Origin of the sequence: Burkholderia cepacia, from assembly GCF_029962485.1 — a bacterium.
Lineage (GTDB): Bacteria > Pseudomonadota > Gammaproteobacteria > Burkholderiales > Burkholderiaceae > Burkholderia.
The window spans coordinates 3,381,684-3,397,953 of the sequence record NZ_CP073637.1 but is presented as its reverse complement, the minus strand read 5'-3'; the positions used below and the strand labels follow the sequence as shown (position 1 = coordinate 3,397,953).

Sequence of the window (16,270 nt, the reverse complement as noted above, 5' to 3'; positions counted from 1 at the left end):
CGTTCGCGGCCGTTACGACTTCTTCTTGCGCGCCGGGGTGGCGGCCGCCGGGCGTTTGCCGGTGGACGCGCGCGGTTTCGCCGACGCCTTCTTTTCCGCGGCGCCGGCCTTGGCCGGCCGGGCTGCCTCGGCGTCGCGGTCGCTGCGTTTGGAGGCCGGCGCGGCGCGGCGGCTCACGCGCGGCTCGCCGGGCGTCGGTGGTCTGATTTCCATCGTCGCCGACACCAGTTCGGCGCATCTGTCGTCGAACAGCGGCAGCGTGCCGACCGCGATCAGCTCGGCCGGCCCGTCGCCGACGTTCGCGACGCGATGCCGCTTGCGTGCGTCGAAGTGCAGCGAATCACCGGGCGCCAGCGGATAGACCTTCTTGCCGACCGTGTAGCAGATGCGGCCGGCCAGCACATACACGAACTCGTCGCCGCCATGTGACACCCATTCCGAACGGTAGCCTTCCATCATCCGCACCTTGAGCGCGTTGACCTGGCTGCCGTCGAAGGTGGTGGAGAGCCGCTCGTACCACTGCGACGTGGCGTCGAGCGCGTACGGCTTGCGGCTGCCTTCGTGCGAATCGGGCTGCGCCTGGCGCGGCTGGTCGATCAGCGCGCCGAGCGGGACGTCGAGCGCCTTGGCGACGTTGACGAGCGAAGACAGCGAGATGCCGGTGAGATGCCGCTCGACCTGCGACAGGAACCCGACCGACAACTTCGCTTCGGTCGCGACTTCCAGCAGCGTCTTCTTCGCTTCCCGGCGCAGGCGGCGAATGCGCAGGCCGATACGCATGATGTCTGAATCCATGAATCTCTTTCGTGGCAACGAGTCGGGAGGCGAGCGGAGAGGCGGTGCAGTCGCCGGGACTTGCTTTCCGCGCATCGCACGAAGCACGGCCGTCGGGACGGCGATGCCGGCGCATTGTACCGCGCAGTGCAGCCGGGCGAATTCGCGTTGTGCCGGGATCCGCGGCCGTCACGCCGATTTTAGTCCTACGAAAATTTTAGCTTGACCTCAATTTCGGCGTGCTCTAGATTCTGTCGCGCATCAAACAAAGTTAAGTGAGACAAAAATTCCCCGAAGACCTGCCGCCGGAACGGCACCGCGGGCCGGCTGCGCGCCGGGCCGTGCGTGATCCGCGCCACGGCGGCGTGTCGTTTGCGGCATGCGCCATGCCGCGTCACGCCGCCGGCCGCCGACAACAATGAATAACGGGCACACGATGATCGATCGACTGAAATACAGCTTCTCCGGCCTTCCCCAGTACGACGCGTCCGTCGCCGACACGCAGGCCGGCCTGTCGCGCCTGCTCGACGCGGCACGCCTCGACGCGGTGATCGTCACGTCGCAGGACGAATACGTGACCGAGTACCTGCCGCGCAGCAACAACCCGCGCTACGCGCTGTCGGGTTTCGACGGGTCGGCCGGCTGCGGGATCTTCCTGAGCGCGGCGACCGCGCAGGCGCTCGGCGTGCCGCCGTTCGTGCTGTTCGTCGATGGCCGTTATCATCTGCAGGCCGAGCAGCAGTGCGATCCGGCGCGCGTGCATATCGAGAAGCTCGGGATGAACGTGACGATCTGGCAGGCGATGGCCGACTGGCTGGTTGCGCATGCGAGCCGGCTCGCACGGGTCGGCTACGACGCGCTGCGGATCAGCGTCGCGCAGCGCGACCGGCTGCTCGCGCAGACGCAGGCCGCGTCGCTCGACTGGACGAGCCTCGCCGATCGCGAGATCGACCGTGCGATCGCGCTGCCGGGCTGGAACGTCGAGCGGCCGATCTTCGAGGTGCCGGAAGCGATGACCGGCCTGAGCGTCGCGCAGAACCTCGACACGCTGAATCGCCAGCTCGCCGCGCACACTGGCGCGGCCGACGGCAAGACCGCGTTCTTCTCGTGCGCGTCGGACGATCTCGCGTATCTGCTGAACAGCCGCGGTTATCACATCCCGAATGCGTCGTCGCACCTCGGCTTCCTGTTCGCGGTCGGCGGTCAGGTCGCGCTGTTCCTGCCGGAAGGCTGCGACGGCTGCGAGGTCGCGCTCGATTCGTATCCGGCGCTGAACGTGATCCGCCGCGATGTGGCGGCGCTCGAGCGTTTTCTCGCGCAGTTCGCGGTCGAGCACGTGTGCTACGGCTTCGAATCGGTGAACTGCGCGCTCGTCGATGCGGTGAGCCGCGTGTGGCCGCACGCGCGGCATGCCGATTTCAACCCGGTCGAGGCGATGCGGGCGAGCAAGACGCCGGCGGTGCTCGACCGGTTCCGCGACGCGTTCGCGCGCAGCTCGGCGGCGATCGCCGAGACGATGCGCTGGGCGAAGACCGGCGAGCCGGGCGCCCGCCACACCGAATACGACCTCGCACGCACGATCAACGACGCGTACGGCGCGCGTTCGGCCGTCGCGCTGACGTTTCCGTCGATCGCGGCGAATGGCGCGAACAGCGCGTTCGCGCATTACACGGCGGCAAGCGCCGGCGTCGAGCTGACGGAAGGCGAGCTCGTGCTGCTCGACAGCGGCGCTTATTACGAAGCCGGCTTCGCGACGGACTGCACGCGCGTCGTGCTGCGCCGCACGCATCCGGACACGGTTGCGCAACCCTGGCAGCGCGAGATCTACACGGTCGCGCTGAAGGCCTGCATCAAGGGGCTCGTCACGCGCTTCCCGAGCACGGCGACAGGCGCCGACGTCGACGCGCTCGTGCGGCAGGTGTGCCGCGACCACGGCCACGATTTCGGCCACGGCACCGGGCACGGCGTCGGGATTCACGTGCACGAGGGTGGCGTGCGGTTCGCGCCGGGCGCGAAATACGGGCTGGTGCCGAATGCGGTGATTTCGGTCGAGCCGGGCATCTATCTGGCGGGCAAGGGCGGCGTGCGGATCGAGAACATCGTGATCATCCGGACCGACGAAACGCAGCCGGACACGGTGAGGTTCGAGAACATCGTGGCGGTTGGCTACGACTGGGACCTGATCGATCTCGACCTGCTCGACGACGACGAGCGTGCATACCTGCGCGACTACGAGCGGCTGTGCGTGGAACGCGGCACGCAGGTTACTGCGTGTCCGCTGCTGTAAGCGCCGCCGCCCGCAGCGATCAGTTCAGCAGGCGCGCGCGCACGAACGGTGCGATCCGCTCGGCGAGCCACGCGTGCGTGCGCGTCGTCGGGTGCAGCGTGTCCCAGAACACGAAGCGCGCCGGATCGCGGCAGTCGGCCCGCGGCGTCTGCGCGCTCAGGTAGGTGAGCGACGACGGCTTCGGGATGTCGAGGCAGGCGCGCGTCGCGTCGTCGAAGCCGTACCGGGCCGGGTGGCTCAGCAGGTCGTCGAACGGCGCGTAGGCGTCGAACACCTCGAGCCGCAGCGTCGCGCCGTAGCGATCGCGCAGCGCGGCGGCCGCGTCGACGAGGCGCCGGTTGTAGTCCTTGACCTGCGCGGCGACGCTCGCCGTGTCGGTGCGGGTCGCGAACACCGGCGCGCGTGACACGTCCGGCAGCGTGACGAGCATGATCCGCGTCGCGCCGGCCGCGGCGAGCCGCTCGAGGCTGTCGCGCACCGCATTCGCCGCCTGCTCGGGCGAGCGCCCGTAGTTCACGAGATCGTTGCCGCCCGCGAACACCGCGAACAGCGTGTTGGCAGGCCGGTAGTCCGGGGCGCGCTCCATGTATTCGCGCCACGAGTCGATCTGCTGCACGAGGCCCGGCACGACGAGGTGCTGGTCGGTCGCCGCACCGCCGATCGCCCAGTTGTAGAACGGCAGCCGCAGCGCGTTCGCGAGATATTCGGCCCACACCGGGCCGTTGCTGAAGCGCCCCGCATGCCAGCTCGTGCCGTTAGGCAGCTTCCACTGGCTCGCGTTGAACATGTTCTGGGTGTCGGACAGGCTGTCGCCGAACACGATCAGCTTGTTGACGCGCGCGTCCTGTTGCGCGGCGTCGATGGTCCACACCGTGTAGTTGAACGACAGCGCGTTGTTGGCCGCGACCGCCTGCGTGAGGTCGGACCGGATGCCTTTCGCCGCCAGCGTCTTGCGGCACACGTCGGCAAGGGTGTCCTGCGTCGTCGTGCTGTAGAACATGTTCTTCCACTGCGTGATGCCGTCGGCCCACCAGTAGCCTGACACGCGATACCAGTCGCCACCGGCGGGGTCGCGCGCCCATTCGTAGGTCGCGGCCGGCTTCAGCGGATCCGCGTCGATCCGGTACCAGCAACGCAGGTACGTGTAGGTATCGGACCCGCGGCGCGCTGCGCGCGACGTCGCGCCAGGCGCGCTCGATGCGGCCGGCGGCGCGACGTCGGGGCCGGCCGGCGACAGCGACATGTCGCCCGTCGGCGTGGGCAGCGGCGCGGGGCCGGCGGCGTGTGCGGCGGGGAGCGTCAGCGTGGCGGCCAGCGCCGCGACAGCGGAAGCGGCGACGATGCGGCTCGACATCGGAATGCGGAAACAAGACATGCGGCCCTCTTCTGATTGTTGTGACGAGACGGCGGCGCGGTTGCGCGGCCGTGTATCGGAAGGGACCGTGGGCGCCGGGCTCGGGCCCGGTCTGTCGAAACGTGAAGTGCCGCGAATGGCGGCGAGAGGCGGTTGATACGGTATCGGCGGTACTGCCGGCCGGTCAGCGCGTCAGCGCCGAGACGCGCCCGTCCGGGCCGTACACGCCGGTCGGCGCGGGAGCCGAGCGCAGCACGGCGAGCGCGCGCTCGTTGTAGTCCATCCGGATGCGGATCAGCATCCCGTTGTTCGCATTGGCCTGGCGCGCGCGTTCGGCGGCCTGCTGCAGCAACTGCCAGCGGCCGGCGAGGCGTGCATCGCGCTCGGCGGCCTGGTCCATGCCCTTCTTGCCGGCCGGAAAGCCGAGCGCGGAAAGCTGCGTGTCGCGCGTGCGTTCGAGCTGCGCGAGCCGGTCGATCAGCGCGGTTTTCTTTTCGACGATGCCAGGCAGCATCTCGAGCGGCTCGGCCGTCGTCAGCGCCTTTTCCTCGTAGACGAGCAGGGACGCGAACGCCTCGACCGTCGCGTGTTCGTCGTTGACCGTGGCCAGCAGCTCTTCTCTCATCGCGTCATGCTCGTCGCGCCGGTACGCGGTGGCGCGCGCCGGCAAACCGGTGGAGCCGGCTAGGGCCTGCTTACGCTAATAACGGGCTTGCGAACGAGCCTTGCCGGCCGCAGTGCAAGAAGCAAGGAGCGCCGTTTGGCCGAGCCAAACAAGCGACGCGCGACGCCGCAATGCGGCCGGCAAGGCTCGTTCCCCTGATTGGAAAAAATCCTTTGTGGGGCTGGCCACCAGAAGGGCCGATCGCTGCGTCATACTCCTTGCGAATACGTCGAGTATTCGCTTCGTCGCAATCCTTGCGCTCGGCCCTTCTGGTGGCCAGCGCAAGCCCGTTATTAGCGTAAGCAGGCCCTGGGCCGGCTTAGTTACCCTGCGGGCGCTGCTGTTGCAGCAGCTCGCGGGCGGTATTCAATACGCCGTCGGCAATCTTGTTCGCGTCGATCGTCAACGTGCCGTTGTTCAGCGCGTCCTTGATCGACTGGACAAGGCCGGTGTCGATATCGGCGTCGCCCGACGCGGATACCGAACGCAGCTGGCCGGACAGACCCGACAGGTTCACGGTCGTGTCGCCGCCGGTCGATCCGGCGTCGGCCGCCTGCGCGGACGATTGGGCCGTGCCGGATTGCGCACGGGACGCGCCGTTGCCGGTCGGCGCCAAGGGGCTCGGGTTCGGAGTGGAATCGATTTTCACGATGGGTTTCCTGTACGGTTTGACCCAGATAACGGCCGGGTCGGCCCGAACTTTAGCACCGCGAACCCGAAATGCTCCGAATAAACAATTCTTTACACTCTTGCTGCTGAATCCGTCCCTATAGCGGAATTTCCACGGTGCCGGCGTCCTTGACGATCGCCGTGACGATCTGGCCCGCCGCCATCCGCACCCGCACCGACTGGCCCGGTGCCGCATTCGCGAGCACGCTGCCCTCGGCCGAAATCGTGAAGCCGGGCCCGGCCGCGACGACCCGCACCGTCTGACCGGCCGACACCGACGCCGCGCTTTTCAGCAGGTCCTGCCGCAGCGGCAGGCCGGCCGAGATGCGCGCGAGCGCGGTCGAGCCGATCGCCTGCGCCGGATCGGTGATCACCGCCAGCGGCATGACCGTCAGGTCGCCGTCGCGGGCGACCAGGTCGGCCGCGGAGAGCGGCTCGCCGGGCGCGATCTGGCGCGCGGCGACGTAATAGGTGGCCTGCACGGCGACCTTCGCCTGCAGGTAGACGGTCCACGGCCGCTCGCCCGCGCAGCGCACGCCGACCGTCGTGCGGCCCCACAGGCGCGCGCCGGTCGGCAGGAACGGCTCGAGCGTCGTGCACGCGGCGAGCCCGCGGGGAAACGCGGTCGTGACCGTCGCGGTGGTCTTGCCGGGCAGGCCGGCGATCTGCTGCTGCAGGAACGCGAGGGCTGCGCGGCGGATCGTCTCGGGATCCTGCTGGCCGGGCGGCGTCGCGGGCTGGGCCGCGACGGCAGCCGGGGACGCGGCCGGATTCGCGGAAACTGCCGCTGCGCGCGGCGCCGGTGCGGCCGACGCGGCGCGGGCCGCAGCAAGGCGCGCGGCGGCGGCCGACGGTTGCGCCGGCCGAACGGAATTCGATGCAGGCTCGGCCGTGCCGGCGACGACCGTCGCGATGGCGCTCGGGTCGGCAGCGCGCGGCTGCGCGACGTAGCCGGCGTTCACGCGAGCGGCTGCACGAACGGGCGACGGCGCGGGCGCCGGGGGCGGCACGGTCGTCACGACCATCGCGCCGGCCGGTTGCGCTGCGTAGCCGGTCGCGGCCCCTGCCGCCGAAGCAGCACGGCCCGCCTCCGGCGCGATGCCCGCACCCGAAGCGATCCCCGCATTCCCGCCGAACTGCCCGCCGAACTGCCCGCCGAACTGCCCGCCGTTCGCCGCATTGGCGTGCGCGAGCGCGGTTTCGGCCGTCTCGCCGCGTCCGGGAATCACGATCATCCCGTCTTCCGCGTGTGCGGCCGGTGCGGCGATCCACAGCGCCGCAGCGAGTGCAACTGCAGGCGCAAACGCACGCCGGACGTGCGTGAGCCGCCCGTTCCTTCCGCGAAGTGCGCTGCCAGTCATCGCCGTGTCCTCGATCCGTTGATCCGATTCGCATTCTAGGGAGCCGGGCCGCCGCGCAAACGATGAATAGAGGGGGCCTTTGCCGCGTTATTCGCCCGATTGCCGGTTGCGTCCGACGCCTACCATCGCTGTCATGGAAAAAAGCCTCTCGGGTCGCCATCCGGCGCGAGGGGCGTGCAGCGCTTCATACGGAGAGACGCACACATGCTGGACAAACTCGATGCGGAATTCGCGTTCGGCCGACAGGCGCTCGACGTGCGCGCCTACCGGCAGGAACTGCTGTCGTCGAACATCGCGAACGCCGACACGCCCGGCTACCAGGCCCGTGACGTCGATTTCGCGTCGACGCTCGCGCGCTCGCTGAAGCAGACGGGCGGCGGCCTGGCGCCGAGCAACGCCGCGCAGCTGCCGATGGCGCAGCCGGCCGGCGTGACGAGCGGCATGTCGATGGTGTCGACGGCGGCCGGTCACATGGCCGGCACCGCGAAGCTGATCCCGACCGGCGGCCCGTCGGACGACTACGGCCGTGCGCAGTACCGGATGCCGCTGCAACCGTCGCTCGACGGCAACACGGTCGATCTCGACGTCGAGCGCGTGCAGTTCGCGAACAACGCGCTGCACTACGAATCCGGGATGACCGTGATGACCCAGCAGATCAAGGCGATGATCGCCGCGATCTCGACGAACTCGTAAGCGCAACCGAACCCGAGCACAAGCACCAGGAGCCACCATGCCTTCGTTGATGAACATCTTCGGCGTCGCCGGTTCGGCGCTGTCCGCGCAATCGCAGCGCCTGAACGTCACCGCGTCGAACCTCGCGAACGCCGACAGCGCCACCGGCCCCGACGGCAAGCCGTACAAGGCCAAGCAGGTCGTGTTCGCGACCGACCCGATCGGCGGCGCGCGCACCGCGTCCGGCCAGGGCGTGGGCGGCGTGCGCGTGACGAAGGTGATGGACGACCCGTCGCCGATGAAGTCGACCTACGACCCTGCGAACCCGTCGGCCGACGCGAACGGCTACGTGCAGATGCCGAACGTCGATCCGGTGCAGGAGATGGTGAACATGATCTCGGCGTCGCGCTCGTACCAGGCCAACGTCGAAACGCTGAACACCGCGAAGACGCTGATGCTCAAGACGTTGACGATCGGCTCGTAAGCCGCGCGCCGACCTCACAGACCACGACAGAAGGCCACCCAGGATGACTTCCTCCAGCACGACGATCGGCAGCAACGGCACGAACGTGTCGACCCTGCCGACCGACACGATGAACACCAACAACGTGTCGTCGACCAACGGCACGTCGGCGAGCGACCTGCAGGCGACGTTCCTGAAGCTGCTCGTCACGCAGCTGCAGAACCAGGATCCGACGAGCCCGGTCGACAGCTCGCAGATGACGTCGCAGCTCGCGCAGATCAACACGGTGAGCGGCATCGCGCAGCTGAACACGTCGCTGACGTCGCTGTCGACGCAGCTCACGGCCGGCCAGCAGACGCAGGCCGCGCTGCTGATCGGCACGAACGTGCTCGCGCCGGGCAACTCGGTCGCGGTGAAGAGCGGCGCGGCGTCGCCGTTCGGCGTGTCGCTCACGAGCGACGTGTCGAACCTGACGATCACCGTGAAGAACAGCTCGGGCGTCGTCGTCAACACGATCAACGCGGGCAAGCAGTCGGCCGGCACCGTCCCGTTCAACTGGACGCCGACCGACGCGGCCGGCAACGCGCTGCCGGACGGCGCGTACACGGTCAGCGCGCAGTACACGGGCACCGACGGCAAGGCATACGCGCCGACCGTGCTGGCGGCCGCAACGGTGCAGAGCGTGATCAAGCAGGCGGACGGCACGGCGGGCCTGGTGCTGTCGAACGGTACGACGGTGGGGCTCACCCAGGTCGCGTCGATCTTCCCGAACGTCAAGACGTCGTCCACGACCGGCGACACCACCACCAACTGATCGAGCTTTCTCGAAACGGAGACCGAAATGGGTTATCAACAGGGTCTGAGCGGCCTCGCCGGTGCCTCGAACGCACTCGACGTGATCGGCAACAACATTGCGAACGCGAACACGGTCGGCTTCAAGTCGAGCACCGCGCAGTTCTCCGACATGTACGCGAACTCGGTCGCGACCTCGGTCAACACGCAGATCGGCATCGGCACGTCGCTCGGGTCGGTGCAGCAGCAGTTCGGTCAGGGCACGATCAATACGACGAACTCGTCGCTCGACGTCGCGATCAACGGCAACGGCTTCTTCCAGATGTCGAACAACGGCGTGACGACGTACTCGCGCGACGGCACGTTCCAGCGCGACAAGAACGGCTACATCGTCGACTCGCAAGGCCGCAACCTGATGGGCTATGCAGCCAACGCGGGCGGCGTGATCAACACCGCGCAGACCGTGCCGCTGCAGGCGCCGACGACCAACATCGCGCCGACCGCGACGACCAAGATCACCGGCCAGTTCAACCTGAACTCGCAGGACACGGTGCCGACCAAGACGCCGTTCGACCCGAACGACAACACGACGTACAACTACTCGACGTCGATCCAGGTGTACGACTCGCTGGGCGGTTCGCAGGCGGTCAACATGTATTTCGTGAAGTCGGCATCCGGCACGTGGGAAGCGTACGCGGGCGTGCAGGGCGCGGCCAAGGCGACCGATCTCGGCACGGTCACGTTCGATACGTCGGGCGCGATCAAGAGCACGACGACGGGCACGCCGCCGGCGCCGACCGCGTCGCTCGGCCAGTTCCAGTTCACCGTGCCGAACACCGACGGCTCGGCGACGCCGCAGGACCTCGTGCTCGACCTGACCGGCACCACGCAGTACGGCGGCAAGGACGGCGTGAACAACCTCGCGCAGAACGGTTTCGCGAGCGGCACGCTGACGACCTATTCGATCGGCGCCGACGGCAAGCTGACCGGCAACTACTCGAACGGCCAGACCGCCGTGCTCGGCGAGATCGCGCTGGCGAACTTCAACAACCCGAACGGGCTGGTGAACCTCGGCGGCAACCAGTATGCGGAAACCGCCGCATCGGGCGTGCCGCAGGTCTCCGCGCCGGGCAGCACGAACCACGGCACGCTGCAGGGCAGCGCGCTCGAAAACTCGAACGTCGACCTCACGTCGCAGCTCGTCAACCTGATCACCGCGCAGCGCAACTACCAGGCGAACGCGCAGACGATCAAGACGCAGCAGACCGTCGACCAGACGCTCATCAACCTGTAAGCGCGGATAACCGGCAGCCATGGACCGACTGATCTACACGGCGATGACGGGCGCGTCGCAGTCGCTCGACCAGCAGGCGATCGTCGCGAACAACCTCGCGAACACGTCGACGACGGGCTTTCGCGCGCAGCTCGCGACGTATCGCGCGGTGCCGATGAATTTCGGCGACGGCAGCGCGATCGACCCGACGACGACGCGTACCTACGTGCTCGCGTCGACGCCCGGCGCGGATTACGCACCGGGTCCGATCACGCGCACCGGCAACCCGCTCGACGTTGCCGTGCAGGGTGCGGGCTGGCTGTCGGTGCAGGCGGCCGACGGCAGCGAGGCGTACACGCGCGCCGGCAACCTGCACGTCGACGAGAACGGCCAGCTCGTCAACGCGAGCAACCTGCCGGTGATCGGCAACGGCGGCCCGATCTCGGTGCCGCCGAACGCGGAAGTGACGATCGGCAAGGACGGCACCGTTTCCGCGCTGATGCCGGGCGACCCGCCGACGGCCGTTGCGATCGTCGACCAGATGAAGCTCGTCAATCCCGATCCGGCCACGCTCGCGCGCGGCAACGACGGGCTGTTCCGCACCGCCGACGGCAATCCGGCCGACGCCGACCCGAACGTGGTCGTCACGCCGAATTCGCTCGAAGGCAGCAACGTCAACCCGGTGACCGCGATGGTCGCGATGATCGACAACGCGCGCGCGTTCCAGCTTCAGTCGAAGCTGATCCAGACGGCCGACCAGAACGAGCAGTCGGCGAACCAGCTGCTCAACTTCAGCTGAGCGCCCACGCCAGCTTACGCAGGAGAATCGACAAGTGAACCGTTCGCTCTACATCGCCGCCACCGGCATGAATGCGCAGCAGGCGCAGATGGACGTGATTTCGAACAACCTCGCGAACACCAGCACGAACGGCTTCAAGGCGTCGCGCGCGGTGTTCGAGGATCTGCTGTACCAGACCATTCGCCAGCCCGGCGCGAACTCGACGCAGCAGACCGAGCTGCCGTCGGGCCTGCAGCTCGGCACCGGCGTGCAGCAGGTTGCGACCGAGCGCCTGTACACGCAGGGCGGCCTCACGCAGACCGGCAACTCGAAGGACGTCGCGATCAACGGCGCGGGCTTCTTCCAGGTGGTGATGCCGGACGGCACGAACGCGTACACGCGCGACGGCTCGTTCCAGACCAACGCGCAGGGCCAGCTCGTCACGTCGAGCGGCTACCAGATCCTGCCGGCGATCACGATCCCGCAGAACGCGACGTCGCTGACGATCGGCAAGGATGGCGTGGTGACGGTCACGCAGGCGGGGTCGACCAATTCGGTGCAGATCGGCGCGCTGCAGATCGCGACCTTCATCAACCCGGCCGGCCTCGAGGCGCGCGGCGAGAACCTGTTCTCCGAGACGACGTCGTCGGGCGCGCCGAACGTGTCGCAGCCGGGCCTGAACGGCGCGGGCGTGCTCAACCAGAACTACGTCGAAGCGTCGAACGTGAACGTCGTGCAGGAACTGGTCAACATGATCCAGACGCAGCGTGCCTACGAGATCAACAGCAAGGCCGTGACGACGTCCGACCAGATGCTGCAGACCGTCACGCAGATGAAGAGCTAACCGGAAAGTCCCGTCGTCGCCATGAAGCAGGTTCGCCTCCTCCCGTCAGCCCCCGTCCGCGCCGCATGCGCGGTCGCGGTGGCGGCGCTCGCCGGTTGCGCGCAGATTCCGCGCGACCCGATCATCCAGCAGCCGATGACGGCGCAGCCGCCGATGCCGATGTCGATGCAGGCGCCCGGCTCGATCTACAACCCCGGCTACGCGGGGCGGCCGCTCTTCGAGGATCAACGGCCGCGCAACATCGGCGACATCCTGACGATCATGATCGCGGAGAACATCAACGCGACCAAGTCGTCGGGCGCCAACACCAACCGGCAGGGCAACACCGACTTCAACGTGCCGACGGCCGGCTTCCTCGGCGGGCTGTTCGCGAAGGCGAACCTGTCGGCCAGCGGCAACAACAAGTTCGCGGCGACCGGCGGTGCGAGCGCGGCGAATACGTTCAACGGCACGATCACGGTGACGGTCACCGGCGTGCTGCCGAACGGCAACCTCGTGGTCAGCGGCGAGAAGCAGATGCTGATCAACCAGGGCAACGAATTCGTGCGCTTCTCGGGGGTCGTCAACCCGAACACGATCTCGGGTGCGAACTCCGTCTACTCGACGCAGGTCGCCGACGCGAAGATCGAATACTCGTCGAAGGGCTACATCAACGAAGCCGAGACGATGGGCTGGCTGCAGCGCTTCTTCCTCAACATCGCGCCGTGGTGATGACGATGCAGACGACCCTGATCCACCGCCTGTCGGCCCGTGCGCATGCCGCCGCGCGGCTCGCCGTGGCGTTCGCGGCCGTGGCTGCGGCGTGCGCGCTCGGCGCTGCGCCCGCGCAAGCGGAGCGCCTGAAGGACCTCGCGCAGATCCAGGGCGTGCGCGACAACCCGCTGATCGGCTATGGCCTCGTCGTCGGTCTCGACGGCACGGGCGACCAGACGATGCAGACGCCGTTCACGACGCAGACGCTCGCGAACATGCTCGCGAACCTCGGCATCTCGATCAACAACGGTTCGGCGAACGGCGGCCCGTCGTCGCTGAGCAACATGCAGCTGAAGAACGTCGCGGCCGTGATGGTGACGGCCACGCTGCCGCCGTTCGCGCGGCCGGGCGAGGCGCTCGACGTGACGGTATCGTCGCTCGGCAACGCGAAGAGCCTGCGCGGCGGCACGCTGCTGCTCACGCCGCTGAAGGGCGCGGACGGGCAGGTGTACGCGCTCTCGCAGGGCAACATGGCGGTCGGCGGCGCGGGCGCCAGCGCGAACGGCAGCCGCGTGCAGGTGAACCAGCTCGCGGCCGGCCGGATCGTCGGCGGCGCGATCGTCGAGCGCGCGGTGCCGAACGCGATCGCGCAGATGAACGGCGTGCTGCAGCTGCAGCTGAACGACATGGATTACGGCACCGCGCAGCGGATCGTGTCCGCGGTCAACTCGAGCTTCGGCCCGGGCACCGCGACGGCGCTCGACGGCCGCACGATCCAGCTCGCGGCGCCGGCCGATTCGGCGCAGCAGGTCGCCTTCATGGCGCGGCTGCAGAACCTCGACGTGAGCCCGGACAAGGCCGCGGCGAAGGTGATCCTGAACGCGCGCACGGGCTCGATCGTGATGAACCAGATGGTCACGCTGCAGAGCTGCGCGGTCGCGCACGGCAACCTGTCGGTCGTCGTCAATACGCAGCCGGTGGTGTCGCAGCCGGGGCCGTTCTCGAACGGGCAGACGGTAGTGGCGCAGCAGTCGCAGATCCAGCTGAAGCAGGACAACGGCGCGCTGAAGATGGTGACGGCCGGCGCGAACCTCGCCGACGTCGTGAAGGCGCTGAACACGCTCGGCGCGACGCCCGCGGACCTGATGTCGATCCTGCAGGCGATGAAGGCGGCCGGCGCGTTGCGCGCCGACCTGGAGGTGATCTAAGGGTCTGCCTACTCATGAAACGTGCATGCGAATGCCCGAAATCGGGCGCAGGGCAAGGAGTGAGGGGCGCCGTTTGGCCGTGCCAAACAAGAGACGAAGGACGCCGCCATGCGGCCGATTTCGGGCATTCCCGTGGAATGCAATTTAAATTTGGGGTTGCCCCGAGACGGGCCGCTCGCTGCGTCACGCTCCTTGCGAATACGTCCAGTATTCGCGGCGTCACAGTCCTTGCGAGCGGCCCGTCTCGGGGCAACGCATGTACGTTTCATGAGTAGGCAGACCCTTATGGCGAACCTTCCGAACGCGAACGACCTCACGCAGCGCTTCGCGCTCGACGTGCAGGGTTTCGATGCACTGCGCGCGCAGGCGAAGCAGTCGCCGCAGGCCGGCGCGAAGGCGGTCGCCGGCCAGTTCGACGCGATGTTCACGCAGATGATGCTCAAGAGCATGCGCGACGCATCGCCCGACGGCGGGCTGTTCGATTCGCATACGTCGAAGATGTACACGTCGATGCTCGACCAGCAGCTTGCGCAGCAAATGTCGACACGCGGGATGGGTGTCGCCGACGCGCTGATGAAACAGCTGCTGCGCAACGCCGGCGCGGGCGCGGGTAGCGACACGGCGGCCGACATCGGCGCGGGCGGCATGGGCACCGGTGGCCTCGGCACGGCCGGCAACGAAGGCAGCCTCGCCGCGATGAACGCGATGGCGAAGGCCTATGCGAACGCGGCGAACAATGGCGGTCTCGCCGGCGCGCGCGGTTACTCGGCCGGCAGCGCGCTGACGCCGCCGCTGAAGGGCGCGAGCGGCGTGCAGGATGCCGACGCGTTCGTCGACCGGCTCGCGGGCCCCGCGCAGGCGGCCAGCGCGACAACCGGCATCCCGGCGCGCTTCATCGTCGGCCAGGCCGCGCTCGAATCGGGCTGGGGCAAGCGCGAGATCCGCGCCTCCGACGGGTCGACCAGCTACAACGTGTTCGGCATCAAGGCGAACAAGGGCTGGACGGGTCGCACGGTGTCGGCGCTGACGACCGAATACGTGAACGGCACGCCGCGCCGCGTGGTCGCGAAATTCCGCGCGTACGACTCGTACGAGCACGCGATGACCGACTACGCGAACCTGCTGAAGAACAACCCGCGCTACTCGGGCGTGCTCAGCGCGAGCCGCAGCGTCGAAGGCTTCGCGCACGGGATGCAGAAGGCCGGCTACGCGACCGACCCGAACTACGCGAAAAAGCTGATCTCGATCATGCAGCAGATCGGCTGACGGCCGGCGCCCGCTTTCGCTGAAAACGGGCGCCCGCAGCCATCCGGTTCCCCCTTCGGACCGCGCCCGGCAGCCCGCCGCGCGCGGTTTCAACGTTTGCGCGAAAAAATTCACCAATTCGATCTAAACTTTCGGTCAGCACTGCCGCTAAGTGTGAGAGACCTGTGACCGGGCCTGTGATCTGGCCCGGTTTTACTGCGCACCGGTTGTCCGGGCGCTCATGACAAGAAAGACCGGCTAGCCATGAATATCGAAACGTCGACGGACCCCAGCCTGGATGCAGGCCACTCCGGGCCCGACTATGCCCGCCGCAATCCCCTGGAAATCGGCGTGCAGTTGCGCAACCTCGTGAATCGCGGCGATTTCCTGACCGTCCAGTACCCGGGCGGCCAGCTCGTCACGCGCCTGCTCGAGGTCGATGTCGGTGCGCGGACGTTCACGTTCGACTGGGGTGCGCTGTCCGAGCAGAACGCCGGCATCCTCGGCGCGTCGCATTGCACGTTCGCGGCCTCGCCGGAGGGCGTACGCGTCGAATTCACCACGGGCACGCCGCGCGAGACGCGCTACGAGGGGCTGCCCGCGTTCGTCGCCGATTTCCCCGATGTGCTGGTCTGCATCCAGCGCCGCGAATATTTCCGCGTCGACGCGCCGATCGTCGATCCGTTCCTGTGCCGCGGCACGCTGCCGGACGGCGAGCGCTTCCTGTTCGAGGTGCATAACCTGTCGCTCGGCGGCGTGGGGCTGCGCACGGCCGACGAACGCGTCGAGGCGCTCGAGGTCGGCACGCTGCTGCCGGACGTCGAACTCGAGCTGACCGGCCACGGCAAGCTGTCGCTCGACCTGCAGCTCGTGTCGCAGCGCTCGACGCAGATGCCGAACGGGTCGCGGCGCTACCAGCTCGGCTTCCGCTACATGTCGCTGCCGGGCAGTGCGGAAAACACGCTGCAGCGGCTCATCACGCAGCTCGAAATGAAGCGCCGCTCGCTCGCGCGGGCCTGACGCGCCCGCGGCCGCCGGCGTTGCCCGGCGCGCGCCGCGACCCTCCGCCGGCCCCACCTGCCGGACGCTTCGACCGGCGACGCGCGCTTGCGCGTCGCGCGTGCATTTTTTCCTCAATTTTTCCGATCAGCGGCCGTTATACCGGGAGTCACGCAACCCGGCGGCCGCAGCGC

16 protein-coding genes are annotated in these 16,270 nt (G+C 68.2%); 11 read left to right on the top strand and 5 right to left on the bottom strand.

Annotation, left to right across the window (positions count from 1 at the left end; all coding sequences use genetic code 11):
- Positions 1-12: 12 nt before the first annotated feature.
- The gene (locus KEC55_RS15820; RefSeq protein WP_282506151.1) at positions 13-795 is read right to left on the bottom strand and encodes a helix-turn-helix domain-containing protein; all 783 of its coding nucleotides are present in this window, start codon (positions 793-795) and stop codon (positions 13-15) included.
- A 415-nt stretch (positions 796-1,210) separates the two neighbouring features.
- On the opposite strand from KEC55_RS15820, the gene KEC55_RS15815 reads away from it, so the two are divergent.
- A complete protein-coding gene (locus tag KEC55_RS15815; protein ID WP_282506150.1) occupies positions 1,211-3,061 on the top strand; it encodes a M24 family metallopeptidase in 1,851 nt (616 codons plus the stop codon).
- A 19-nt stretch (positions 3,062-3,080) separates the two neighbouring features.
- On the opposite strand, the gene KEC55_RS15810 is transcribed toward KEC55_RS15815, so the two are convergent.
- The 4 genes from KEC55_RS15810 to flgA all read right to left on the bottom strand — a co-directional run bounded on the left by KEC55_RS15810 (position 3,081) and on the right by flgA (position 7,109).
- Entirely contained in the window at positions 3,081-4,436 is a 1,356-nt protein-coding gene (locus tag KEC55_RS15810; protein WP_282506149.1) for an SGNH/GDSL hydrolase family protein, read from the bottom strand.
- Positions 4,437-4,599: 163 nt separating this feature from the next.
- On the bottom strand, positions 4,600-5,040 hold the full coding sequence (locus tag KEC55_RS15805; RefSeq protein WP_176050740.1) for a flagella synthesis protein FlgN: 441 nt from the start codon (positions 5,038-5,040) through the stop codon (positions 4,600-4,602).
- A 358-nt stretch (positions 5,041-5,398) separates the two neighbouring features.
- Complete coding sequence (flgM, locus tag KEC55_RS15800; protein WP_282506148.1) at positions 5,399-5,728, bottom strand: flagellar biosynthesis anti-sigma factor FlgM; 330 nt, start codon at positions 5,726-5,728, stop codon at positions 5,399-5,401.
- A gap of 118 nt (positions 5,729-5,846) precedes the next feature.
- Positions 5,847-7,109 (bottom strand): flagellar basal body P-ring formation chaperone FlgA, encoded by a 1,263-nt coding sequence (flgA, locus tag KEC55_RS15795; RefSeq protein ID WP_282506147.1) that lies wholly within the window; start codon positions 7,107-7,109, stop codon positions 5,847-5,849.
- A gap of 204 nt (positions 7,110-7,313) precedes the next feature.
- Here flgA and flgB point away from each other — a divergent pair, with 204 nt between their 5' ends.
- The 10 genes from flgB (at position 7,314) to KEC55_RS15745 (ending at position 16,097) form a co-directional block, all read left to right on the top strand.
- Positions 7,314-7,802: a flagellar basal body rod protein FlgB gene (flgB, locus tag KEC55_RS15790; protein ID WP_282506146.1), complete on the top strand. Its 489-nt coding sequence runs from the start codon at positions 7,314-7,316 to the stop codon at positions 7,800-7,802.
- 37 nt (positions 7,803-7,839) lie between these two features.
- On the top strand, positions 7,840-8,265 hold the full coding sequence (flgC, locus tag KEC55_RS15785) for a flagellar basal body rod protein FlgC (RefSeq protein ID WP_176050736.1): 426 nt from the start codon (positions 7,840-7,842) through the stop codon (positions 8,263-8,265).
- A 43-nt stretch (positions 8,266-8,308) separates the two neighbouring features.
- Complete coding sequence (flgD, locus tag KEC55_RS15780; RefSeq protein ID WP_176050735.1) at positions 8,309-9,058, top strand: flagellar hook assembly protein FlgD; 750 nt, start codon at positions 8,309-8,311, stop codon at positions 9,056-9,058.
- 27 nt (positions 9,059-9,085) lie between these two features.
- Entirely contained in the window at positions 9,086-10,330 is a 1,245-nt protein-coding gene (gene flgE, locus KEC55_RS15775) for a flagellar hook protein FlgE (protein ID WP_282506145.1), read from the top strand.
- Between the two features lie 19 nt (positions 10,331-10,349).
- Positions 10,350-11,108: a flagellar basal-body rod protein FlgF gene (gene flgF, locus KEC55_RS15770; RefSeq protein ID WP_282506144.1), complete on the top strand. Its 759-nt coding sequence runs from the start codon at positions 10,350-10,352 to the stop codon at positions 11,106-11,108.
- A gap of 34 nt (positions 11,109-11,142) precedes the next feature.
- Positions 11,143-11,931, top strand: a complete 789-nt coding sequence (flgG, locus tag KEC55_RS15765) for a flagellar basal-body rod protein FlgG (RefSeq protein WP_166962600.1) — start codon at positions 11,143-11,145, stop codon at positions 11,929-11,931.
- Positions 11,932-11,952: 21 nt separating this feature from the next.
- Positions 11,953-12,642 carry a flagellar basal body L-ring protein FlgH gene (flgH, locus tag KEC55_RS15760; RefSeq protein WP_282506143.1) on the top strand — a complete coding sequence of 230 codons (690 nt, stop codon included), beginning with the start codon at positions 11,953-11,955 and terminating at the stop codon, positions 12,640-12,642.
- A gap of 5 nt (positions 12,643-12,647) precedes the next feature.
- Positions 12,648-13,832: a flagellar basal body P-ring protein FlgI gene (locus KEC55_RS15755; protein ID WP_282506142.1), complete on the top strand. Its 1,185-nt coding sequence runs from the start codon at positions 12,648-12,650 to the stop codon at positions 13,830-13,832.
- Positions 13,833-14,117: 285 nt separating this feature from the next.
- Complete coding sequence (gene flgJ / locus KEC55_RS15750) at positions 14,118-15,098, top strand: flagellar assembly peptidoglycan hydrolase FlgJ (RefSeq protein ID WP_282506141.1); 981 nt, start codon at positions 14,118-14,120, stop codon at positions 15,096-15,098.
- Between the two features lie 243 nt (positions 15,099-15,341).
- Positions 15,342-16,097 carry a flagellar brake protein gene (locus KEC55_RS15745; protein WP_282506140.1) on the top strand — a complete coding sequence of 252 codons (756 nt, stop codon included), beginning with the start codon at positions 15,342-15,344 and terminating at the stop codon, positions 16,095-16,097.
- The last annotated feature ends 173 nt before the right edge of the window (positions 16,098-16,270 follow it).

Excerpts from the sequence above, each read along its gene's own strand:
- KEC55_RS15820 (WP_282506151.1), bottom strand. The coding sequence starts at position 795 with ATGGATTCAGACATCATGCGTATCGGCCTGCGCATTCGCCGCCTGCGC.
- KEC55_RS15815 (WP_282506150.1), top strand. The coding sequence starts at position 1,211 with ATGATCGATCGACTGAAATACAGCTTCTCCGGCCTTCCCCAGTACGAC.
- KEC55_RS15810 (WP_282506149.1), bottom strand. The coding sequence starts at position 4,436 with ATGTCTTGTTTCCGCATTCCGATGTCGAGCCGCATCGTCGCCGCTTCC.
- KEC55_RS15805 (WP_176050740.1), bottom strand. The coding sequence starts at position 5,040 with ATGAGAGAAGAGCTGCTGGCCACGGTCAACGACGAACACGCGACGGTC.
- flgA (WP_282506147.1), bottom strand. The coding sequence starts at position 7,109 with ATGACTGGCAGCGCACTTCGCGGAAGGAACGGGCGGCTCACGCACGTC.
- flgB (WP_282506146.1), top strand. The coding sequence starts at position 7,314 with ATGCTGGACAAACTCGATGCGGAATTCGCGTTCGGCCGACAGGCGCTC.
- flgC (WP_176050736.1), top strand. The coding sequence starts at position 7,840 with ATGCCTTCGTTGATGAACATCTTCGGCGTCGCCGGTTCGGCGCTGTCC.
- flgD (WP_176050735.1), top strand. The coding sequence starts at position 8,309 with ATGACTTCCTCCAGCACGACGATCGGCAGCAACGGCACGAACGTGTCG.
- flgE (WP_282506145.1), top strand. The coding sequence starts at position 9,086 with ATGGGTTATCAACAGGGTCTGAGCGGCCTCGCCGGTGCCTCGAACGCA.
- flgF (WP_282506144.1), top strand. The coding sequence starts at position 10,350 with ATGGACCGACTGATCTACACGGCGATGACGGGCGCGTCGCAGTCGCTC.
- flgH (WP_282506143.1), top strand. The coding sequence starts at position 11,953 with ATGAAGCAGGTTCGCCTCCTCCCGTCAGCCCCCGTCCGCGCCGCATGC.
- KEC55_RS15755 (WP_282506142.1), top strand. The coding sequence starts at position 12,648 with ATGCAGACGACCCTGATCCACCGCCTGTCGGCCCGTGCGCATGCCGCC.
- flgJ (WP_282506141.1), top strand. The coding sequence starts at position 14,118 with ATGGCGAACCTTCCGAACGCGAACGACCTCACGCAGCGCTTCGCGCTC.
- KEC55_RS15745 (WP_282506140.1), top strand. The coding sequence starts at position 15,342 with ATGAATATCGAAACGTCGACGGACCCCAGCCTGGATGCAGGCCACTCC.